We start from the raw sequence: 21,312 nt of genomic DNA, 5'->3' as shown, positions 1-21,312 counted from the left end.
TTAATTACTCCATTTCCTTCTGGATAGGCGCAATGCATCGTCGTACTTATCGTACGAGCGCCAAAGCTGGATAATAACTTCTTCCTGCACCAAGTCTTTACGGTCTTCAGGATCGCTGCAATAGGTGTTGCATACCTTAAAAATGAGTTTTTTATTGTGCTGTATAAGATGTAAAAATTGGTCTTTATTGACCTGCAAACTCATTACTATTAATTATTTACACCATTATTCGCTAAAGCGGGTGAATAATCACAAACAATATAAAATAATTTTTCGGGATGGGTGGCTGAGGTTAAGTCACTGCGGAGAATTACTATCTTTAAGCCATGGAAGCCGTTATCGTCAAAAATAAATTTATCCCAAGAGATATAATTTCGATAGTTATATTATTTGCTTTTATCTGGTTCTCCCTATCACCGGGCCATTACAAAAAAGGGCTTATTAGTGACAATTTATTCCAGGTCATTATCTATCTGTTCATTGTGATAATTTTGTGTGGTCTCTTTCAAACTCTTTTCGGTTCTATACTATTCATGGTTACCGACAAAAAATTAGTAATCGAAAAGAAATGCCTTATTGCATATTCTAAAAAGCAATATCAAATTGACAAAATCTCACACTTAAGGCTCATCAAAGACGCAAAATCAAATACTGCTTGGGGATTTCAGGGCTTCAGGTTTTACTTCAATCAAAGGGCAATTTCATTCATGCACGACAAAAAACAGAAAGTTATAAAGATGGAGATTTCTGATAATGCTTTTAATAATTTAAAGATGCTATTTTGAGTAGCCTATGTTAATTTGTTTCCGGCAAGAGCCGAACGACTGCGGAGGGTATAAAATAATTTTGCATGGTTTTCACGCGCTACACGCGTGTGCCGACAAGCCGATTAACTGTCAAAAACTACCGCAATCGCTCGGCTCCTGCCGAGTGATCATTATTATAAGGCCTCCGGCCTGAACTCGGTAAGGGGGCGCGACGCCGCTTAATAAGTGTCACTCGGCTGTAGCCGAGCGACCGCGGAGATCAACTTAAGATACCACGTTATATTTAGCCTCAGCTATTTTTAAAAGTTCGTTAATCTCATCCCCTTCATTACGATAATATAATCCGATACTGCCTGTATAATGGAAATAGAAAACAATATCATACTTTTTGGAAAAAAAGATAGGACTATAAGGCGCGACATGGTTTGTTATACAAGGTACAATCACAGACAGGAAACCCTCCCAACTTTGCACTTCACATGCTCCTTTGTAGTAAGTAGGTATTTCAGAGTCTTTCAACATCGTCAGATACTTCTGAGTTTCTATTGATTTACCCTGTAAATCGTAATTGTATAAACCTCTGTGAATATTCCAGGTATCAAGGCAGAAGTCTCCCCACGAGTTATTAAAAACTAAAATATTTTGTTTCAAATCCGAAAACAAAGTTGCAAACATATTAGTCAAGCCCATTACTGGCTCTTCATCATCAGCTAAATAAATTTCTACTCTCTTTGCATCACTTTCTGGCAAGTACGTTAAATTAATCCAATCAAATGGGAAAGAAATATCGGTTATAGTTTGGATTATTTGCATTGTCTACCCTTTCTCAAAAGCCCTCTTCACCAACGAGCCCGATAGCGCCGACATCCCTCCTGCCAGGCCGCCTATTAAAGCGGTTACGGCCAGCAGCAAGCCCCAGTTGGGTAAATGAAATACATGTGCTACGCGGGTTGCCAGGATATGATCGTTTGGGAAGCTTTTTAACAGGGACAGTGCTATCCAGGCTATGGAGATGCCTGCAAAGCCACACCAGAACGCCCAGCTCGATCTTTTACCGAAAATAAGGGCAGCGCCAAAGGCCAGTATGCAGCCCACCCACCATGGGAAAAGGTAGCCGCTTATAAAAGAGAGTAATAGTATAACAGGGAACAACATATCTTATTTACTTAAGGTTAGTGTTTGTTTTATCCGGGGCGATGTTGCCGTTGGCGATTGCAGGAATAGGAGTTCTTTCAGCTTGCCATCCTGCCAGGTTTTTAGCATATCATCGTAAAAGAAGCTGCCGGGGTTGCCCGATTGCCCGCCGGGGATAATGCCATACCCCTTAACCTGCGGGCCAAGCTGTACCACCATTCGCCACGATGGGCCGTGCCCGTCTACCAGCGCGTTTACAACCGAACTATTACCACCCGAGGCAAAGTTACCCGACCCTAAGCCCGGTACGTGGCCCAAATGCATTACCTCAAATGGTTTTACCTTACCCCATTGCCAGTCGGTGCCTATTTTACCATGATTTTTTACCAGCTCGTTTACCGCGGCGTTAAACGATGCGCTTAGTACATCAACAGCGGTTTCTTTAACAGGCGTACGCTTGTTATCAAACCAAACCGAATTAGGTTCATTTATCAGCAACATTTCTGTCCGGTCTACACTCGGAAACTGCATAACCGTTTTTTTATCGCCGAAGTTATCGCCCCAGGTAAAGGCATAGAACTTTACAAACCAGGTATTTATAATGCTTGCCCCTACCGAGTTTGCGCTGAAATGCTTATCCCATTTTTTAACGCTGTCCAAAGCGGCCAGTTGCGTATCGTCCAGTTTACTGGCATCAAGGTATTTGAGCATGGTTGGCAAAATATCCTGCGCGCGGATGCTGTAATCGTCCATTTGCAAAACGCGCATGCTATCCGTGGTAGCTTTGGTCATGGCTGCAAGGCGGTCATTAATGCGTTTACCACGCTCGTAACTTTCAAATCGCCAATTGATGTAATATGGGTACGTTTTATCGGTTGATGATTGATTTGCCGAGCTTACAAAGCCACGCGGCGGGTTTTTCACAGTTGGGTTTTGCTCGGCAGGGATCCAGCCGTGCCAGTCGTTGGCAGGGTCGCTGCCATCCATAATAAACTTACCCTGGTCTTTATACTTCAGCGGCAGCTTACCATTTGGTGTAATGGCTATATCGTTATCCGCGGATGCGAAAATAAAGTTCTGCGCCGGGGCGGTAAAATACTTTAAAGCTTCGCGATAGTCGGCATAATTTTTTGCCCGGTTAAGCAGGTAAAAAGTTTTAAACTCGTCGCTTTCGTCGTGCGCAATCCAGCGCAGGGCATTACCCACAGGGATATTGGGGCGGCCTTTTTTGGCGATCTCGGCATTATCATAAACTACCGGGCCATGGTGGGTATATAAAACGGTATCGACCATTGGTTTTTGCCCGCGGATGTTTATTACTTCAACCTTGCGGGTAACCTTATTCCATGTGTTGTTATACCAATACTCGGCGCGGCTGGCATCCTTAAATTTTACCTGGTACCAGTCAAGCACATCGGCATCAACATTGGTTACGCCCCAGCTTACCTTTTGGTTATAGCCAATTACCACGCAGGGGGCACCCGGCAGGGTAACACCATATACGTTTACACCCGGCGCGGTCATTTGCATCTGGTACCAAATGGATGGCAGTGTAAGATTAAGGTGCGGGTCGTTTGCCAGTATGGGGTAACCCGATGCCGTTTTTGAACCGCTAACGGCCCAATTATTACTACCGATGCCTTCCACCCTTTCCCTATCTTTCATCCCGGCCAGCATTTGTGCTTTAAATGCGGCGGGCGGCGCGGGTATAGGCAATGGTTTAAAATCCCATTTTGTACCTGCCGGGATGATGGGGTCTTCGTGCGTGGGATAATCGGGAAAAAGATCGTTGGTAATTTTTGCGCCAAATTTATTGAGTACGTTGGTCATGGCCAGTTCATCCGACCCACCCGCTAATGTTTCCGACATCAGCTTTAACAGGTACGCCGAATTAATGGGCTTCCACTCCTCGGGCGCGTAGTTCAGCAGCTTAAATTCGATAGGGTAACCTGCGGGTGTAAGGCTTTTAATATAGGCGTTAACACCATCACTGTAAGCGCTTATCACTTTGCTCATCACAGGGTCCTTCATGATGCCCTGCAGGGTATGCTCTGCACCAAAGGTCATGCCCATGCGGCGGTGGTAACGGTCCAGTTCAAGGGCTTTGGGGCCAACAACTTCTGATAGCCGGCCTGCCGCGCTGCGGGTTTGGATATCCATTTCCCAAAGGCGGGCCTTAGCGGTTAAATAACCTTGAGTATAGTAAAGATCGTGGTCGTTCTCCGCGAAAATATGAGGCACCAGATCCTCGTCAAACTTGACGGTAACCTTGCCCTGCAGGCCTTTAAGCTTTAAATTTTGTGCTGGGATGATATTCTTGCTTTCGGCGTTCTGCCAGAAACCGGTGGATGGGTTCAGGAATTCGCCAAGCGGCGGGATATCTCCAAATTTGGTTTGCAGCGCCCAAATTAGGGCAACGGTGAATAACATGGAAAGGATAGCCTTAAATACTTTCATAGATTAATTAGTGATTTAGTGAATTATTGATTTAGTGATTGCCGGAACTCGGACCTTCACCTTTACAATAAACACTAAGATTTCAAGGCAAGTTACGTATTACTATGCGGATTTAGAATGCTACCGTGTCGCGCTTTTTGCGGGGTTTGCGTTTCTTGTATGGTTTTTTAATTTTTTTAACCTTCTTTTCAACTTTGTGGGTTTTCGCTTCTTTCCTGAAATTCCAGGGCGGGGTTGGGTTGGCATCCTGCCACAGGCCAAGCCTGCCTTCGCGGGCGTGCTGTTCCAATACGGCCAGCGCCATGTTTTTAGAATATGCCCGGTATTGCCAGGCGTAACCCTGCTTAACAATTTCGTAATTTACGCTTGTGCCGTTTTCCAGCTCCACCTGGCCTACTGTGCGGCCGTAGCGATCGTGCTGGTTGCCAATTAGCTTCACCATTTTACCAAAGCAAAGGTCGGAAGTAAACTGCTTGGCGGCCTGCCCAAATGCCTGGCTTTTTTCGGGGGCGTCTATCTCTGCAAGCCTTACGGTGATGCTTTGGTTATCGGGCGAAAGCAGCACCATGGTATCGCCATCTTTAACGCCTACTACCTTGTATAGCGTTTCGTGTTTATTGCAGCCTATTGATAGAATAAGGACGAAAAGATAAAGGAGAAAGGACTTTTTGAGCATGGGCGAAGATAATATTCTTGTCCGTTATTGCGAGCGATGGCCTGGACAACTGACCGAAGGGAGCGAAAATCATTAAGACGCGAAGTATCGCGTCAGTACGGCAGATAACTGTAGAGACGCGAAATATCCCATCTGCTTATATTTGATTATTCCCCATGCAGGCTCCAGGCATTACCATCCGGGTCTTTAACCGTAGCAAAACGGCCCCAGGGTGTTTTACTGGGCGTTGCAACCTCAACACCTTCGGCGCTAAGCGCAGCTATTGATGCTTCAATGTCCTCACATTTTATCACGAAGCCCTGGATACTGCCCGGTGTAAATTCGGGGAACCAGTTTACCAGGGTAATGTTTGTGTTACCTTCGGGCAGCCCCATCTGGATCCAGTTGGCACCGCCCTGGTACGGGGCTTCAACAATAATTTTAAAACCCAGTTTTAGGTAAAACTCCTTAGCAACCTGCTGATCTGTTACGGGTATAGAAATAAGTTCGATCGATCTCATCACATTAATTGGTTTTAACTGTTCATACTTAGTCAGTACAATCCGTATCAAAAATAAAACTGATATTTGATTGTTAAATATAAGTAGAAAATTGCGATGGGTAGATTTACCGTACCGGATAAAGTGTTGTTTGTATGTACAGGGAGCAAATGCGGTAAGCGCGGCGGGAAGGATATGTACAAAACCGCCCGCAAATTTGCTAAACACAGCAATCAAGATATCGAAGTATTCAGGATAGAATGCACAGACCGGTGCGAATACGCACCGGTCTGTACTATATCTCCGGGAAATATCTGGTTAAAAGAATATTCGGAGAAAGATGTTTTAAAGCTTTTGTTAGCTAAAGATTAAGCCTCGCTGTTGTATTTAATATCGCCAACGTGCTTATCAATCTGCCACCTGCCGGTACCTTCTTCGCCAATAACTTCAAACAGTTCAATTGCACGGCGAGCTTTGTATTCTTCTTCGCGTTGCTCTTTCAGGAACCAGTTTAAAAATTCGTTGGTTACAAAATCCTGCTCTTTTAAGCAGCGGGCATAAATATTTTTGATAGACTGGGTAACACTAATTTCCTGGTCAAGCGCTTCTTCAAACACTTCACGGAACGAGTTGTACTCCTGTTTAATGCCGGTTATCTCTGGTGAGATGGCATTGCCGCCCATATCCAGTATATATTTATAAAATTTTAACTGATGTTGTCTTTCCTCTTCGGCCTGTTTAAAAAAGTAATCAGATGAGTAGTCGAAACCGTTGCGGTTACACCACGATGCCATGGATAAGTAAACAGCTGATGAATAAGCTTCTTTTTTAACTTGCTGGTTTAAAAGCATTTCTACATCTGCAGAAATAAGGCTTCGTACGCGGATAAGATCTTTCATGTTGATAATATTTAGAACCGATTAAACAAGGCAACAAACGTGCCGACTTAATTAGTTGTACAATAATAACGCTATAAATGAGCAGGTAACGAAAATAAAGACAATATGAATTCAGTCTAAATTACTAAACAGCAACGCGATAGATGCGGTCTTGCAGGATGCTGTTCAATTGCAGCATTACAAATGTACCTTCTAAAATTTCTTTCAGGGCGATAATTTGCATCAGCGTAAGAATGTAGGTGTGGTCGCAGGCGCAGATAAAGATGATCTCTACGTCGGGGTCTTTGGTGGTTTCTAACAGCTTTGCTTCAATATCAACATTGTAAACCGCCTTTTTCAGCTTCAGTAAACAACGGTAATCAAATTTGGCAACTTTACCGGCAAAATCAACATACCAGCAACGCTCTGCATCGCACTGGTAAACAGCGCCTGCTTTGGTGGCAAAAACATCTGCCCAGGTATTAGTTTGCGGATCTATTAGAGTTGTAACCATTCGACTTTACAAAAGAACGGACTATTTATAATTAATCCAAATAATGTGGATAATTTATTTATAATGATTATTAACAAGGCAACTGATAACTTTACCCCATGAAGATCGAAGCCTGCATTTTTGACCTGGACGGTGTTATTGTTGATACCGCTGTGTATCATTACGAAGCCTGGAAACGGCTTGCCAACCAAATGGGCTTTGATTTTACCGAACACCAGAACGAGCAGCTTAAAGGGGTAAGCCGCATGGCATCGTTGGAGTTGATATTAGGCTGGGGAAACATTACCAACAAAACCGAAGCTGAAAAACAGGAACTGGCCACCCTTAAAAACAATTGGTACACCGAAATGATAGGCCGGATGACACCCGCCGAAATATTGCCCGGCGCGCGCCAATTTGTTCAAGCTTGCCGCGATGCAGGTTTAAAAACGGCAATCGGCTCGGCCAGTAAAAACACGCCGATTATCCTGAATAAATTAGAGTTAACACATCTGTTTGATGCCATCATCGACGGCAACTGTGTAAGCACCCCCAAACCCGACCCCGAAGTTTTTTTAAAGGGGGCACAGCAACTGGGTGTATCGCCATCGGCTTGCGTGGTTTTTGAAGATGCCATAGCCGGTATAGAGGCAGCCATAAGCGGCGATATGAAAACCGTAGGGATAGGGTCTCCGAAGATGCTTACCCGCGCGGATATGGTAGTTAGCGGCCTGGATAAAATGAGCTTAAATATGCTTGAGGAATTGTAATTATTGTTGAATTGTTAGATTGTTGAACTGTTATGAAAAGTTTCGCGTTTATATTTTGCTTATTTATTTCAACTATGGCCATGGGCCAGCAGCCTGTTCAGAAAATTGAGATAAAACATCTTACCAAAAATTATTACGTATGCACATCATACGGTTACCCCGATGGCGACGAACCTTACCCGGCCAATAATTTGTTTGTGGTGACAGATAAAGGGGTTATCCTGGTAGATACGCCCTGGGGCGATGAACAAACACAACAACTTGTAGACAGCCTTAAGCAGCGTTTTAATAAAAAGGTAATATTTTGTATAGCCACTCATTTTCATGACGATTGCGTGGGCGGGTTTAATATATTAAAAAAACAGGGCGCTAAAACCTATACCAGTAAACAAACTTACGCGCTTGCCAAAAAAGAAAATAACGAGCTGCCGCAATACACTTTTACCCGCGATACCACTTTCAATATTGCAGGTGTAACGCTCAAAACCTATTTCCCCGGCGCAGGCCATACGCAGGATAACATTGTGGTTTGGCTTCCTCAGCAGCAAGTGCTTTTTGGCGGTTGCCTGGTTAAAAGTTTAGCGGCCACTACCAAAGGCTTTACCGGCGATGCCGACCTTAAGCAATGGCCACTATCCATCAAAAATGTTGCTTTTAAATATAAAAACGCCCGCTATTTAATTCCGGGGCACCTGGGGTGGCAGGGCGGCACAAAGCAATTAGCCTACACGCTGCAAATACTTAGTAAAGATTAGCCGCTCTTCTCCCTGCTAATGCGTACAAGTTTACCCGCTGTTATTCCGGCTTTGACTTTTTGCGTTCTTTAACAATGCTTTGTACGGCCCGGGCTATAAATTCCTTTTGCTCTAAGTTTAAATCCGTAACCTGGCTGCCGCCGTCAAACTCGTAGCCTATCCTCCCCTTCCCATTATCCTTAGCTTTAAAGCGGCGCCCGTTTTGTTCAAACTCCAGGTAGCCATGGTCAGATATGTATTCAATACCCTTCGCGTTTTCAGTAAACACCACCTTGCCCGAGTATTTTATCTTCTGATAAAAATTATCCGTTTTGTTAACTATAGTTGTTGATTTATCCCAATCGCAAGCCGCTACTGTGCCTATTATTATTAATGCCAGTACTACTATTTGTATTCTTTTGTTCATTGTAATTTAAATTGATAAACAAAAATACACATTACATGGTATTATGCAATACATAGTACTATTAAAAAATATAAATAGTTAATAATCAAGGCTATTATTTTAACTATTCGCTTCGTAAGCTTTTAACCGGGTTTACTAATGCTGCCTTTATCAATTGGAAACTTACCGTTGCTAATGCTATACAGATGGCTATCCCTCCTGCCAGGACAAATATTCCCCAATGCATCTGGATTCGATAAGTGTAATCCTGCAGCCATTTGCCCATTACATACCAGGTAATGGGTGTAGCTATAATGAAACCTATAAGTATCATCACCACAAACTCCTTAGAGAACAGATATACAATACCTGATACTGATGAACCCAGCACCTTGCGTATGCCCACCTCTTTTATCCTTTGCACAGTCATAAAAGATGCCAGCCCGTATAAGCCAAGGCAGCTTAATAGTATGGCAACTGCCGCAAAGCATTCGTAAATTTTGGATAGTTGATTTTCCTGTTTGTAAAACCCCGCTATCCGCTCGTCGAGGAACTCATACTCAAAAGCATAATCGGGATAAACTTCGTTCCAAAGCTTTTCGATGCCTTTTAAAGATGACGACATATTTGCCGATGACAATTTGATATTGGTAATCTCGTACTGCCGTTTCAATGTCGAGATAAGCAATGGCGCGTAATCATCCTTAAACGACCGGTTATGATAATTCTTTAATACCCCTACTATCCTGCCTTTAGCAAAGGTGCCTAAAGCAATTTGCTTGTTAAGCGCGTCTTTAGGGTTAACTATCCCCAGCTTTTGGGTAAGCGCTTCGTTTACTAAAAACTCCCTGATGGTATCCGATGCTGCAAAATTTCTCCCGGCTGCAAGCTGCAGCTTATAGGTTGGTATATATTGCTCATCGGCCATTTTTATGATCGAGTAAAAATCTACCTGCTTAACGGCGTTCTCATAAGTAAACATGGTCCAGTTAGCATCTTCGCCCGCCGGTATGTTCGAGCTAAAGCTCACCTGCTCTACCCCGTGTATATCTGTTAATTGTTTTTTAAGATACTCCAGCTTACTTATGCCGGCGCTATCTGCCGGGAAAGGCACATTCACTATAGCATCTTTGGTAAAGCCCATGCTTTCGTGGGTAAAATAATTCATTTGCTTTACAATGATTACGGTACAAATAATAAGCCCCTGCGCTATAATAAACTGAAATATCACCAAAGCATGCCGAAGCGATACGCCCCTGCCGCTTTTAAATGCCACCTTGCTTTTTAAGGCGTTTATGGGGTTAAATCCCGAAAGTACAATTGAAGGGTAAAAACCTGCAATTAAAGTAACAGCGATGGTTAATATAGCCACAAACGCGGCTACGTTAAATTGCAGCAGCATCCCCGCGGATAGCGAAAGGTCCATTATTTTGCCTACCATTGGGATGGCCAACATACTTATACCTGCCGATAGTATCAGCGCCAATAGTACGATCACCAGCGTTTCGGTTAAAAATTGCATTTGAAGCTGCCCGCGGTTACCACCAAGTACCTTGCGCACTCCCACCTCTTTTGCACGGTTAACCGCCTGCGCGGTAGCCAGGTTCACAAAATTTACGCACGCAATGATCAGTATAAATATGGCTATCATCCAAAGCATGCGTATCATTTGCGGGGTAATAGTAGTATTGGAATAGTTGCCTACTTTGCCATCGTAATGAACCTGGCTTAGAGGCTGGGCAACTTCGCTATCCTTATTATCGGGCGAGTGATACTTTTTAACCAATGCCCTTAGCTTTGCGGTAAATTGATCGCCGCTTGCGTTGGGCTGTAATAACGCGTAGCACCCAAAACTACCATTTGTACCGTTCCATTCTTTTGATTTAAGCATATCCGCAGTAAAACCTGTACCTAATGATGCAACAATCCCCAGCTGAAAATCGGTATTTTTTGGCACGGGTGCTAAAACCCCTATCACTTTAAGCACATCCTTATTGTTCCACCTTATCGACCGGCCTGTCGCTTCCTTCCAATTGCCAAAATACTTGTCGGCCATTTCGCGGCTTAAAATAACTTCGTTGGGGTTTTTAAGGGCCGTTGTTATATTGCCGTCTAATAATTTAAAGTCGAATATTTTGAAGAAGGCCGGGGTGGTAAAAAATATACCGGCGCGCTCCCTAAACTTTTTCTCTATCCCGCCATCTTTGGTTAACACCTGAAACTGTTCGTCGCCGGGATTGTAAATTGGCGCTGCTTCCTGTACTTCGGGTATCTCAGTTTTAAGCGATTGGGGTATGGCATACGATACACCCTTTCCGTAAAATATCTCCTTTGAATCGGCATGATGATATTCTGTAAGCAGGCGGTAGATCCTGTCCTTTTTACTATGGAAATTATCAAAACTCTGATGGAACTGTATCAGCACAAAAATGACCAGGCAAATGGCAATACCCGAGCCCAGGCCTATGATATTGATAAAGGTGTACGATTTGTGGCGTGCTACATTGCGCCAGGCGGTTTTGAATAGGTTTTTAAGCATAGCAAAATGGTTTAAATGTGGTTTTTGAGTGGGACGTTTAATTTTTTACAAAGCAGATGCCATTCATAAAAATGCGCTTTTTGATATCTGAAGGGCATTTTTTAATTATCAGGTGTTCGATATCGGACACTTGTACGTACGGTTTCGTACTTTAAGTTTGATCAAAATACCGGAGAGATCTAATTATTAAAATCAACTAATGGCAAAACATTACCTTTTGTAACAAAAAACTTATTTTAACGCAACGATAGTTTCCTGATTATTGATTATCATTAACAAATAAACCAGTAAGCCCTGATGTATAAAAGGAAATTATTTTTGTTGCCTGTTTTCCTGTTTCCACTGGTGGTAATTTTATCGCAATGCCTAAGCACTACCGAAGCCCATGACCCTCGAGGAGAGGCTTATGCCGGCGCTAAAACCTGCATCAGCTGCCATAAGGATATCAGCAACAGCTACCTGCATATGGCGCATAACATAGCGTCATCGCCGGCATCAACCCAAAGCATACATGGCAGTTTTTTACCGGGCCAAAATAGTGTTACATATAACGACCACACTAAGGTAATAATGACGCAAACCGATAGCGGCCTTTACCAAACCACTTACATTAACGGCCAAAAAACAGAAACCGCGCGTATGGATATTGCTACGGGCGGCGTTAAGGGCGAAAGCTACCTGTACTGGAAAGAAAATGAGCTGTTTCAGCTGCCTGTATCATTTGATAACACCAAAAACCACTGGATAATAAGCCCCGGCTACGATACCATTATGGCTACTTACGACAGGAGTATAAACATACGCTGCCTGGAGTGCCATGCATCAAATGCCAAAACCGAACCGGGCAAGGTGCCGAGTTTTGCTGGCGATGTGATAGGTTTTCAAAAAAACTCCCTGATATTAAGTATCGATTGCGAGCGCTGCCACGGCGGGGCTAAGCAGCATGTGAATTTTCAGACGGCAAATCCCGAAGTTAAAACGGCAAAGTATATCACCAAAATCAGCGCTCTAACACGCGAACAAAAGGTAGACCTTTGCGGTACCTGCCACTCGGGCACGCAAACGCAAAATGCCAAATCGATATTTGATTTTAAGCCAGGTGATAAACTCACCGACTATAAAAAGCATGCGCCCTCTGCCGGCCCGGTAGACCTTGCCCACCTTGATGTGCATGGCGACCAGCTGGATATGTTAAAAACCAGCAAATGCTACATCAGCAGTAAAATGGATTGCGGCACATGCCATAACACCCACAGAAACGAGCGCGGGAACGCGCTGCTTTTTGCGCAACGATGCCAAACCTGCCACAAGGCAGCAAGCCATAATGTTTGTAAGATGACCGGCAAGATGGATGCTACCCTGCTGCAAACCAAATGCATATCGTGCCATATGCCTGCCCTGCCCACAAAAGCTATTATTAACGATAACGAATCGGTGTTGATACACACCCACCACATTGCGGTTTACCCCGACGAAATAACCAGGGTTACCAATTACCTTAAAAATAAATGATGGTTATCATATCCCAAGTGCGGATATAATAACCATCATCTGATAATTTTTAAATCGCTATTTTTTGGTGTGATTTTCCAATACTATAAATGGCAGATGCTCATCCCATGATGGGGAGAAGTTTGGCTGAAGCAAAAACCCGCTGGCGTAATTACCCAATATAATATCGGGTTTACCATCTTTGTTAAGGTCGCTTACATCCATGGTCATCCAACGGCCATACTGGCTAACCGGTACGGCATGCGGTTTAAACTGCATAGCTTTTTCCTGCTCAAAATAAATAAATTCTTCTGCAGGGTTGCTCTTCATATCGGCAAAAAAAGCTATGGTGGCAATGTCAATATCACCATCGTTGTCAAAATCAGCAGCTATGGCTTTGGTAGCGCCATTTATCGGGTAAAACCAGCTTTGTTTAAAATTAAAATCGCCTGTATTTTTAAAAATGTATAACCCGTGGTATGGCTTAAGTATGCGCGAATCGCGAAAGTTATACCCGCAGGTGTAGATCAGGTCGGGGTTGCCGTCATGGTCGATATCGGTAAGCTGGAAGCTGGTAGAACCGTACACAGGCGGAAAACGCAACAGATCTTTACTTTTAAAGCCGCCTTTTTTATCATTTAAAAACAGCGTTAAACCTTCGTCGCCACTGCCAAATAAAACCATAATATCTGGGTAGCCGTCTTTATTAAAATCCTGTGAGATGGCTTGCACCGCGCCGGGCCGCTCAGATATGGTAAATTGCTTATACGATTTATCGGCCGCTTGTTTAAGCAGGTAAACACCACCCTTTAAATGCCCCTGGCCGCATACAACTGTTTCGTTTTTGCCGTCCTTATCAAAATCGGCGCTGATTGTTTGAACCGGGCGCGGCAGATCTAATGCTATTTGCTGTGGCTGTTGCTTGCTATCAGTAAGGTTTACACTAAATACCCTCCCGTTAGGGTAATCAACAGGATCTATACGGCCAATGCACGATATAATGGCTGTTTCAACACCCTGCGCATCCTTTACAAAATCGGCGTTTACCGCAGGCGATGACAGCTCCGCGATAGTTTTTGCGGTAAACTGTTTATCCCACTCGGTTAATTTGCCCGATACAACATCGCCGGTATATATTTTACCGGTTACAGGGCTCGCTGCTGCCATTGTTGTAAAGCAAACATCGTTAACCCGGTCGGGCTTTTTCAGGCTAAAACCGGCCCAATCTTTTACCAGGGCAACCGGGCGCTTAGCAGGCATCAGGGTATCGGGTGCCAGTTTGTTATAGTAATCAACAATTGCCTGCCAGTGAACGATGGATATACCCCCTGTATCTTTGGGGTCTTTATAAAAATCGGGGCCGTAAGTAGATATACCCAGGTACTTTGACATTGCAGGCAGGGTATGCATGCGCCATACATTTTTTGTAAGTGTATTTACCGGCACAAGCGAGTGGCATTTTGTGCAGTGCAGCTGTACCAGGTGTTTGCCGTCGGCAATGGTATCGCCGGTAAGCTTATAGCTGGTATTTGTTTTACTCTTGCAACTATCCAGCACCGTACTTAATGATAGTAATGCAACCCCTGATAATATAAAGGATGTAAATAAAAAGGTCTGCTTTAATTTCATAAAAACAATAGTTGCTTAGTCATGTAACTTTAAATTATTCCAAATAAACTCGCCAATTTTACGGCCTTGTACAGCACCCTGATCTACACTGTATTTGTAGTGAATACCACCATAAAACCTGCTGATAGAAGTTTCATCGGCTGCCTTTAAAAACGATTTGAAATGGCGTTGCATGCCAATATAGCGCAGGTCGCTGGTGTCGTCGTACTCAAAATTATCACCAAATATGTGCGTTAATACCACAGCGGCAGCCCCGCTGATATCGCTATGCCCGCTTGGATACTCGGGGAACGGCGGTGTCTGTAAAAGGGGAAGCCATTTATCGTCAATTTTATCGTTTATAACGGTGACAGGCCGTATGTACTCGGTAGTATATTTTACCTGCCATCCGCATATAAAAGCATCATATAATGCTATAGACGTTAACGCGTAAGCCTGTGCCGTTTTTACGGCGTCGGCTTTGGTTTTTTTACATGCAATTGCTGCAATACCTATCCAATGGCCGCCCGGCGTAATTTTTTTGTTAACAAACATCATATGCCCGTTATGCTGTATCACAAAAGGGTTATCATCCCAAAACCTGGCAATGGTAACCTGTTCGGGGGTAAGTTTTTTACTTTGCTCGTAAACAGCAACGTTCTGTTTAAAATATTCGCTGTTTTTGTCTTCGCTAAAAGGCGGTGGTGGCGGTAACGGAAAATCTGACGATGACCTTACCACAAAAGTTTCCATAGTGCCCCAGCAAAATTCAACACCATCTAAATAATCGGGCGCGGTAGGGCGCCATTTACCGTTATCGGTCGTCCCCAAAAACCTTGGTTTACCCCTTGTTTTGGCATAATTATCAAATTTAGAACGGGCTAATATCGCCCCTCCCATTTTTTCGCCAAAGGCAACAGAGCGGGCATAAACCGAATCTTCAAGGTTATCTTTATACATCGCGAAAACCTTGTCTTCATATCGTTTTAGCGTATCTACCGAAAATGTTACTTTATGCGCAACTGTAAAAAATGCTTTTGTGGCTGCCAGCGCATAATTATACTTTTGGCCTTTTTGTGGTTGAGGCAAGGCTTTAAAACCTTTTATTTGCGCGGCGATAGAAGCGTATTTCGGGTTCTCGAAACGAATAGCCTCGTATGCCGCAAGCGTGGTATAACCATATATGCGGCTTGCAACAGGCGGGCTAAACACATCGTAAATAATTACCTGGGTTAACTGGTCAACGTTTTGATGCAAAACCTCGGCATCGCTAATACGGGCTATTTTGTTTTTTTGCTTGCAGCTTACAGCCAGCAAACAAAATATAGCTGCAATAAAAACTTTAAAGTATCTCACGTTCATCGGCTATAAATTTATTGTAAAGGTATATGTCTGGTACGGCCGGTATTATCGGTTATGGTAACAGTGGCCATAGAAGCATTTGTATTAAAAAACCGGCCAGATTGCGACAAAAAAGACCCGCCGTTATAAAACTCCAGCCTGGAAGTTTTGCCATTTTTATACTTTATTGTGGCAAACATATCTAACGGCTGTACAGCAACTGTGCTGACAGGCTTTTTTAATTTGAAAACTTTTAGCGCATCCTTATACTGGGTTGCCGCTAATAAATAACCGCCGCCCGCGCCGCGCAGCTTTACCAAAGCTTTACCATCACCGGGGATGTATAAACCGCTTTGCATAATGCTTAGCGGTTTAAAGCCGCCCTTGCCATCACCTTTTAATAACAGGCCGTTAAAGGCATCGTACCTGCCGGTGCTAACTTCAGTGCCGTAATCGTTACCGTTAAGGGCTACATCAAGGTTACCATCGCCATCAAAGTCATCTACAATTATACCGGCCAGCTGCGATATCTGTGCCTCTACAGGTAATGGTATCATCGTGAATTTTCCGTGCCCATCGTTACGCAGGTAGCAAGATTGCAACTCGTTAGCCTTTAACCTGATGGCGCCCTTACGCATCTCGGGCGTTACCACACTATCCATGGTTGATACTGCAAACGATTTATAATTTTGATATTTTATCCTCATGCTGATGATCTGCTTAACAAGATCGTCCCGATTGTGTGTAGGGAACTCTTTCATCACACCGTCTTTATCTTTCAAAAATACCGACGGGATGGCGTCATAGCTGTTATTGTTATCAAAATCTTTAGCGGTTACATAAGCAGGGTATTTATCTGTCGCTTTATAAAAAGTATTTAACCCGGTATTACCAACAATGTAATCTATATCACCATCGTGGTCAAAATCGCCGCCGGCTATAGTATTCCACCAGCCAAGTTTATTGGCTATACCGCTTTTAGCTGTCTCATTTTTAAATACTCCGTGGTCGTTTTTCATAAAGGTAACCGGCATCCATTCACCGGTTATTACCAGGTCGGGCCAGCCATCGTTATCATAATCTGTAAACGATGCATCGCATACCAGGCCCAGGTTTGTAAGGCCTTTGACAGCGGTTGGCGTTACATCGGTAAATTTGATCCGCCCCTTTTTACTATCATTACGTAAAACAAAGCTCGACACCGGCTTAGGGTAGTTCCACGGATCGACCCTGCCCGATACAAACAGGTCAAGCGAGCCGTCCTTATTATAATCAACCGCCTTTACACACAACTTACTGGTAAAATTTGCAGGCAGGGCATCTGTTTGGAGGGTAAAGTTCCCTTTGCCATCGTTTGAATACAACCTGTCCTGGTACGATTTTGAGTTTGGTTCGGCTTCGTATCCGCCACTCGCGGCATACAGGTCAAGGTCGCCATCGCCATCGGCATCAAAAAGTAATAAGCCTTCGTCTTTATAATTACTTGCCGGCTTTGCGCCTGCTTTTAAAAGATCGCGCTGAATAAATTTACCGTTTGCCTGCTGTAAAAATAACTGGGCAGGGTATTTTGAGGTACCGCCCACAACCATATCATCATAGCCGTTGCCGTCTACATCGCCTACTGCAATGGCCGGGGCATACTCTGATAATTTATGCGGCAGTAGTTTTTGTACATTAAAATCGGCAAAGTCTGCATCGTTATGTTTATAGTTTATACCTAACGATGCTGTTACTTCGCTAAATAACGATTGAGTGTTAACCGGCGAAACATTAAAATTATACGGACTTTTTGCGTTATTAATATCAACCTTAAGCACTTGGTCGGCCTTTACGTTTGTTAAGGTTTGCTGTTTGCCATTTTGCCATTTTATTACAACCGAATCGATACGGGTAACTTTACCTAACCCAAAATGGGCGATATTCTGTATGGTTGACAAGTATCCCCTAAACGGTGTATTTTCATATACCTGGTGTTTGCCGTGGTCGTAATAAATATCGGCCCAGGCCCCTATACCATCTTTATTTTGCGGGCCGCCTTTAAACTGTACCTGCAAATAATGATTGCTGGCCTTATCATTCTGGCGCGCGGTATTTTTATAAACAAAGGCTTCATCGTCAATATTATTGATGATCATATCCAGGGTGCCATCGTTATCAAGGTCGGCATAAGCCGCGCCGTTAGAGAACGATGCTATATCCATACCCCAGCTTTTGGTTACATCTTCAAACTGCAGCTTGCCATTGTTCCTGAAAGCGTAGTTTGATATTTTTACAATAGGTATTTGATCGAGTATTTGCTTTTTGCTGGCAATGATATACGATTCGTTCCTGAAGGTAACGAAGTCTTTGTCGGTAACATCGCGCGGGTAGCCGTTGGTTACTACAAGGTCCCTAAAGCCATCGTTATCAAAATCGGTTATCATTGGCCCCCAGCTCCAGTCTGTTTGCGCTACGCCGCTTAAAAAGGCCACCTCGCTAAAGGCAGGCGCGCCTATAGAATCGTTCTGGCCTAAACGCGGGCCCTGGTTAAGCTGTAAAGTATTGTGGTTATATTGGTATTGATATCCGTAAGTGTCAAAGTTTCGGTATAACTGGTACGCTGTACCCGGCATAAACATTTTTTTGCGATAGTTATCTTCGGGATCCATGTCAAGTTCAAAAACATCTGCAAGGCCGTCGTTATTTATATCCTGCACATCCTGGCCCATGGCGCTTGTGGCAGTATGTTTAAAATATTCTTTAGTACGATCGGTAAACGTACCGTCGTGGTTGTTGATGTAAAGTATATTGCTTGGTAAAAAATCGTTTGTAACGTATATATCCTTCCATCCATCGCGGTTTATATCAACAATGCTTGCAGCATGGCCATAGCCTTCTATCAGTATCCCCGCCTGTTTGGATACATTGGTGTAAACCCCGTGTTTTAACTTAGGATCGTAATCGTTTCGGTAAAGCCTGCCTGTATTGCGGCTTGACCCATCTTTTATAATGGGCCTGAATGAACTTGTGTTATCAGTGGACTGCGCCTCGTTAACGGTAAGGTACATATCCAGGTCGCCATCGTTATCGTAATCAAAAAACGACGCCATGGTAGAGTGTACATTTATATTAAGGCCGTATTCTTTTGCCGATTCTTTAAAGATGGGTACGCCGTCTTTATCCACCCCCTGGTTTATGTAGAGCAGGTTTAACCTTTTTACCGAATCATTTAATAATGTATTACATACATAAATATCTTTTAAGCCGTCGTTATTGATATCAACAACAGCCACACCGCGGCCCCATCCGCCTTTGCCGCCTACACCAGCCTTTTCGGTAACATCGTTAAACTTAAAATCGCCTTTGTTTATGTAGAGCCGGTTTGGTACAGCATTGCCAATAAAGTATATATCCTGCAATCCGTCGTTGTTAAAATCGCCTATACCAACACCGCCGCCATTGTAAATATTAAGCTTATCAAGGGGGTTTATGGTATCGTTTTCAACTATTTCGTTATTGAATTTTATGCCCGAATGTGATGAGGAGATTTTTTCGAACATGGTTGCCTTTTTACACGAGAATATAAAAAGCGAGGCAATAATAAATAGCAGGTATTTAAGGGGTTTCATGCAACGATATTAAGAAATATATTAATAAAAAAAGAGGGGAAGATAAAATATCCCCCCCTCTTTTATAGGTTGCTAAAAATTAATAACCTGGGTTTTGTTTCAATTTTTTACCCGGAGATAAATCTATCTGTGGTTGTGGGATCGGGAAAAGTTCGTTCCTGTTTGAAGTGAACTTTGCAACCTTCATAACCGCTGATTTGAAGCTATCGCCAAAATCACGTGTGTTTTTCAGGAATTTTTCAATTTCTGTTGTCATTACACTACCTGCAGGGCCGCCGTTAACAGCATCCCAACGAGATAAGTCAAAGAAACGATGGCCTTCCATACCTAACTCAAGCTTGCGTTCAAAGTAAACCGCTTTGCGGGCATAAGCCTGGCCGTTTGCAGTAAACTGGCCTGTGTATAAACCTACTTTGTAATTTGCAGCAAACTGGCTATTATCAACTTCTGGTTTAGTAGCATCACCGCCGGTGTAACCAGTTAATTTACCTCTAACCCAGCCGCTTTCGTCAGCAGCGCGGGCCCTTACCTGGTTAACGTAACCTTCTGCAACACCAAGTTGGTTTGCTTCAACGGCACACTCAGCAGCCCATAAAAGCACATCAGCAAAACGGATAGCGTTGTAGCTGTTTGAAGTTGACTGGTTTGCAGCCCAACCGCCGTATGAATCTGAAGTGGTTGATTGTGCAGCTTTGTAATAAACGTTTTTGATTGGCAGGTACGGACCACCGTTTGGCTGGTCACGAGCCCATGCAGAACCCGGGCAAATTCCCCAGTCTAAGTATGGGATACCACGACGGCCAACTGACCAGTCTAACCTTGCATCAAGCGCTTCATTACCTGGGGTAAACACTACATCCGCAGCTACACCCTGGTCATTTTTAATGTAATCGTTTTGGTAGGTATCCAATAATGGCAAACCATTAGCATCAACTTTAAACGAGTTTACAAAATCAAATGTTGGCTGGAAGAAACCGCAGCATCCTGCAGGGCCACCAGAAGGGAAGTTTAATACACTACCCGCGTTACCATTTAAACCATTTGCACCATCTTTTACAGATGTTTGTACAACAAATACGCCTTCGGGGCCATTTTGGTTGATGGGTTAAAGTTATTGGCATATTTGCCTAAAGCATAAGCAGCGCCCGAACTTGTTTTACCGTTAGCAATTACATCTTTAAGGATGGTAAAAGCTTCCGGATATTTGTGATCATACATAAGTGCTTTTGCCTCGAAAGCTAAAGCAGCCCATTTGTTTGCACGGCCGATTTGTGGCTGTGTTTCCGGAAGATCCGCTGCAGCAGCAGCAAAATCCGCTGCTATTTTATCCCAGATAGGGCCTGTATTCTCTACATCGTAGTTATTTGCCGCGTAGGTTATCGTTTCGTCAACATACGGAACATTTTTCCAAAGCTTAGCTGCCTCCAGGTGGTAATAACCACGCAGGAATTTTGCTTCAGCAACATATTGCTTAATCTGATCATCTGTAACCGAACCATCTTTTACAGTTGGTATCAAACGCAATACATCGTTTGCACGTTGTACACCAGCATAGCAAACACGCCATTTGTGGTCAAGGTAATCGTTTGAACCTGTTGCGTTGAACGCTTCAAGGTTTGCCGCAGCGGGCTGGTCACCCGGGTTAGAACCTTTAAAGGCCTCACCTGCAACAACGCTACCATAGATCCAGTTATCGGTACCGGTTTCCCATGGGCTACCCTGCTGTCCGTCGTAAACGCCGTCGGCCAATGAGTATGCACCAATTAATACACCGTCTACACCTGTCCTGGTTGCAATTACCTCGGGGGTTAATGAGCCAATGGCGGGCGAATCGAGAAACTTCTTACATGAATATGATGAGGCCAACAGTAGTACTGCCGCCGGGATCATTATTTTTAATTTCAAATTTTTCATAACTATAATTCTTTTAT

General features: G+C 43.6%; 20 protein-coding genes. 5 read left to right on the top strand and 15 right to left on the bottom strand.

From position 1 onward, the window contains the following. The gene (locus EWM62_RS04815) at positions 1-204 is read right to left on the bottom strand and encodes a sigma factor (protein WP_129875525.1); all 204 of its coding nucleotides are present in this window, start codon (positions 202-204) and stop codon (positions 1-3) included. 122 nt (positions 205-326) lie between these two features. On the opposite strand from EWM62_RS04815, the gene EWM62_RS04810 reads away from it, so the two are divergent. Then, positions 327-785, top strand: a complete 459-nt coding sequence (locus EWM62_RS04810; RefSeq protein ID WP_129875524.1) for a hypothetical protein — start codon at positions 327-329, stop codon at positions 783-785. Positions 786-1,031: 246 nt separating this feature from the next. Here the strand turns inward: EWM62_RS04810 and EWM62_RS04805 are convergent, their stop codons facing one another. From EWM62_RS04805 to EWM62_RS04785, 5 genes are all read right to left on the bottom strand, one after another. Beyond that, positions 1,032-1,580 (bottom strand): hypothetical protein, encoded by a 549-nt coding sequence (locus EWM62_RS04805; protein WP_129875523.1) that lies wholly within the window; start codon positions 1,578-1,580, stop codon positions 1,032-1,034. Between the two features lie 3 nt (positions 1,581-1,583). After that, positions 1,584-1,922, bottom strand: a complete 339-nt coding sequence (locus tag EWM62_RS04800; protein ID WP_129875522.1) for a hypothetical protein — start codon at positions 1,920-1,922, stop codon at positions 1,584-1,586. Between the two features lie 3 nt (positions 1,923-1,925). Continuing rightward, a complete protein-coding gene (locus EWM62_RS04795; protein WP_129875521.1) occupies positions 1,926-4,358 on the bottom strand; it encodes a penicillin acylase family protein in 2,433 nt (810 codons plus the stop codon). A gap of 112 nt (positions 4,359-4,470) precedes the next feature. Beyond that, the gene (locus EWM62_RS04790) at positions 4,471-5,034 is read right to left on the bottom strand and encodes a thermonuclease family protein (protein ID WP_129875520.1); all 564 of its coding nucleotides are present in this window, start codon (positions 5,032-5,034) and stop codon (positions 4,471-4,473) included. Positions 5,035-5,180: 146 nt separating this feature from the next. Then, the gene (locus EWM62_RS04785) at positions 5,181-5,534 is read right to left on the bottom strand and encodes a VOC family protein (RefSeq protein ID WP_129875519.1); all 354 of its coding nucleotides are present in this window, start codon (positions 5,532-5,534) and stop codon (positions 5,181-5,183) included. Positions 5,535-5,630: 96 nt separating this feature from the next. Between EWM62_RS04785 and EWM62_RS04780 the strand changes: the two genes are divergently transcribed. Beyond that, positions 5,631-5,885, top strand: coding sequence for a (2Fe-2S) ferredoxin domain-containing protein (locus EWM62_RS04780; RefSeq protein WP_129875518.1), 255 nt, complete (start codon positions 5,631-5,633; stop codon positions 5,883-5,885). On the opposite strand, the gene EWM62_RS04775 is transcribed toward EWM62_RS04780, so the two are convergent. Together EWM62_RS04775 and EWM62_RS04770 are read right to left on the bottom strand one after the other, a co-directional pair. Continuing rightward, entirely contained in the window at positions 5,882-6,412 is a 531-nt protein-coding gene (locus tag EWM62_RS04775) for a ferritin (RefSeq protein WP_129875517.1), read from the bottom strand. The two genes, EWM62_RS04780 and EWM62_RS04775, sit on opposite strands and share 4 nt — an antisense overlap. A 124-nt stretch (positions 6,413-6,536) precedes the next feature. Further along, positions 6,537-6,905 carry a hypothetical protein gene (locus tag EWM62_RS04770; RefSeq protein WP_129875516.1) on the bottom strand — a complete coding sequence of 123 codons (369 nt, stop codon included), beginning with the start codon at positions 6,903-6,905 and terminating at the stop codon, positions 6,537-6,539. Positions 6,906-7,003: 98 nt separating this feature from the next. On the opposite strand from EWM62_RS04770, the gene pgmB reads away from it, so the two are divergent. Then, positions 7,004-7,654 carry a beta-phosphoglucomutase gene (pgmB, locus tag EWM62_RS04765; protein WP_129875515.1) on the top strand — a complete coding sequence of 217 codons (651 nt, stop codon included), beginning with the start codon at positions 7,004-7,006 and terminating at the stop codon, positions 7,652-7,654. Between the two features lie 32 nt (positions 7,655-7,686). Further along, positions 7,687-8,409 carry a subclass B1 metallo-beta-lactamase gene (bla, locus tag EWM62_RS04760; protein ID WP_129875514.1) on the top strand — a complete coding sequence of 241 codons (723 nt, stop codon included), beginning with the start codon at positions 7,687-7,689 and terminating at the stop codon, positions 8,407-8,409. Positions 8,410-8,449: 40 nt separating this feature from the next. Here bla and EWM62_RS04755 read toward each other — a convergent pair whose 3' ends face one another. Then, on the bottom strand, positions 8,450-8,815 hold the full coding sequence (locus EWM62_RS04755) for a hypothetical protein (RefSeq protein ID WP_129875513.1): 366 nt from the start codon (positions 8,813-8,815) through the stop codon (positions 8,450-8,452). A 103-nt stretch (positions 8,816-8,918) separates the two neighbouring features. Beyond that, a complete protein-coding gene (locus tag EWM62_RS04750) occupies positions 8,919-11,333 on the bottom strand; it encodes an ABC transporter permease (RefSeq protein ID WP_129875512.1) in 2,415 nt (804 codons plus the stop codon). A 297-nt stretch (positions 11,334-11,630) separates the two neighbouring features. On the opposite strand from EWM62_RS04750, the gene EWM62_RS04745 reads away from it, so the two are divergent. Continuing rightward, positions 11,631-12,845 (top strand): multiheme c-type cytochrome, encoded by a 1,215-nt coding sequence (locus EWM62_RS04745; protein ID WP_129875511.1) that lies wholly within the window; start codon positions 11,631-11,633, stop codon positions 12,843-12,845. A gap of 57 nt (positions 12,846-12,902) precedes the next feature. On the opposite strand, the gene EWM62_RS04740 is transcribed toward EWM62_RS04745, so the two are convergent. The 5 genes from EWM62_RS04740 to EWM62_RS19450 form a co-directional block, all read right to left on the bottom strand. Beyond that, positions 12,903-14,453, bottom strand: coding sequence for an FG-GAP repeat domain-containing protein (locus EWM62_RS04740; RefSeq protein ID WP_129875510.1), 1,551 nt, complete (start codon positions 14,451-14,453; stop codon positions 12,903-12,905). A 15-nt stretch (positions 14,454-14,468) separates the two neighbouring features. Next, a complete protein-coding gene (locus tag EWM62_RS04735; RefSeq protein ID WP_238989281.1) occupies positions 14,469-15,788 on the bottom strand; it encodes a vanadium-dependent haloperoxidase in 1,320 nt (439 codons plus the stop codon). A 17-nt stretch (positions 15,789-15,805) separates the two neighbouring features. After that, a complete protein-coding gene (locus EWM62_RS04730) occupies positions 15,806-19,381 on the bottom strand; it encodes a VCBS repeat-containing protein (protein WP_129875508.1) in 3,576 nt (1,191 codons plus the stop codon). A gap of 79 nt (positions 19,382-19,460) precedes the next feature. Beyond that, positions 19,461-20,483: a RagB/SusD family nutrient uptake outer membrane protein gene (locus EWM62_RS19455; RefSeq protein WP_203234999.1), complete on the bottom strand. Its 1,023-nt coding sequence runs from the start codon at positions 20,481-20,483 to the stop codon at positions 19,461-19,463. Next, complete coding sequence (locus EWM62_RS19450; protein ID WP_203234989.1) at positions 20,435-21,295, bottom strand: RagB/SusD family nutrient uptake outer membrane protein; 861 nt, start codon at positions 21,293-21,295, stop codon at positions 20,435-20,437. The genes EWM62_RS19455 and EWM62_RS19450 overlap by 49 nt, the downstream gene beginning before the upstream one ends. Positions 21,296-21,312: the final 17 nt, after the last annotated feature.

It is taken from the genome of Mucilaginibacter terrigena, from assembly GCF_004168255.1.
GTDB lineage: Bacteria > Bacteroidota > Bacteroidia > Sphingobacteriales > Sphingobacteriaceae > Mucilaginibacter > Mucilaginibacter terrigena.
Note: the sequence above shows the minus strand (reverse complement) of the source record. Positions and strands in the feature narration are given on the sequence as shown.

What these genes read in the sequence shown, in the direction of transcription:
- EWM62_RS04815 (WP_129875525.1), bottom strand. Translation starts at nt 204, where the DNA reads ATGAGTTTGCAGGTCAATAAAGACCAATTTTTACATCTTATACAGCAC.
- EWM62_RS04810 (WP_129875524.1), top strand. Translation starts at nt 327, where the DNA reads ATGGAAGCCGTTATCGTCAAAAATAAATTTATCCCAAGAGATATAATT.
- EWM62_RS04805 (WP_129875523.1), bottom strand. Translation starts at nt 1,580, where the DNA reads ATGCAAATAATCCAAACTATAACCGATATTTCTTTCCCATTTGATTGG.
- EWM62_RS04800 (WP_129875522.1), bottom strand. Translation starts at nt 1,922, where the DNA reads ATGTTGTTCCCTGTTATACTATTACTCTCTTTTATAAGCGGCTACCTT.
- EWM62_RS04795 (WP_129875521.1), bottom strand. Translation starts at nt 4,358, where the DNA reads ATGAAAGTATTTAAGGCTATCCTTTCCATGTTATTCACCGTTGCCCTA.
- EWM62_RS04790 (WP_129875520.1), bottom strand. Translation starts at nt 5,034, where the DNA reads ATGCTCAAAAAGTCCTTTCTCCTTTATCTTTTCGTCCTTATTCTATCA.
- EWM62_RS04785 (WP_129875519.1), bottom strand. Translation starts at nt 5,534, where the DNA reads ATGAGATCGATCGAACTTATTTCTATACCCGTAACAGATCAGCAGGTT.
- EWM62_RS04780 (WP_129875518.1), top strand. Translation starts at nt 5,631, where the DNA reads ATGGGTAGATTTACCGTACCGGATAAAGTGTTGTTTGTATGTACAGGG.
- EWM62_RS04775 (WP_129875517.1), bottom strand. Translation starts at nt 6,412, where the DNA reads ATGAAAGATCTTATCCGCGTACGAAGCCTTATTTCTGCAGATGTAGAA.
- EWM62_RS04770 (WP_129875516.1), bottom strand. Translation starts at nt 6,905, where the DNA reads ATGGTTACAACTCTAATAGATCCGCAAACTAATACCTGGGCAGATGTT.
- pgmB (WP_129875515.1), top strand. Translation starts at nt 7,004, where the DNA reads ATGAAGATCGAAGCCTGCATTTTTGACCTGGACGGTGTTATTGTTGAT.
- bla (WP_129875514.1), top strand. Translation starts at nt 7,687, where the DNA reads ATGAAAAGTTTCGCGTTTATATTTTGCTTATTTATTTCAACTATGGCC.
- EWM62_RS04755 (WP_129875513.1), bottom strand. Translation starts at nt 8,815, where the DNA reads ATGAACAAAAGAATACAAATAGTAGTACTGGCATTAATAATAATAGGC.
- EWM62_RS04750 (WP_129875512.1), bottom strand. Translation starts at nt 11,333, where the DNA reads ATGCTTAAAAACCTATTCAAAACCGCCTGGCGCAATGTAGCACGCCAC.
- EWM62_RS04745 (WP_129875511.1), top strand. Translation starts at nt 11,631, where the DNA reads ATGTATAAAAGGAAATTATTTTTGTTGCCTGTTTTCCTGTTTCCACTG.
- EWM62_RS04740 (WP_129875510.1), bottom strand. Translation starts at nt 14,453, where the DNA reads ATGAAATTAAAGCAGACCTTTTTATTTACATCCTTTATATTATCAGGG.
- EWM62_RS04730 (WP_129875508.1), bottom strand. Translation starts at nt 19,381, where the DNA reads ATGAAACCCCTTAAATACCTGCTATTTATTATTGCCTCGCTTTTTATA.
- EWM62_RS19450 (WP_203234989.1), bottom strand. Translation starts at nt 21,295, where the DNA reads ATGAAAAATTTGAAATTAAAAATAATGATCCCGGCGGCAGTACTACTG.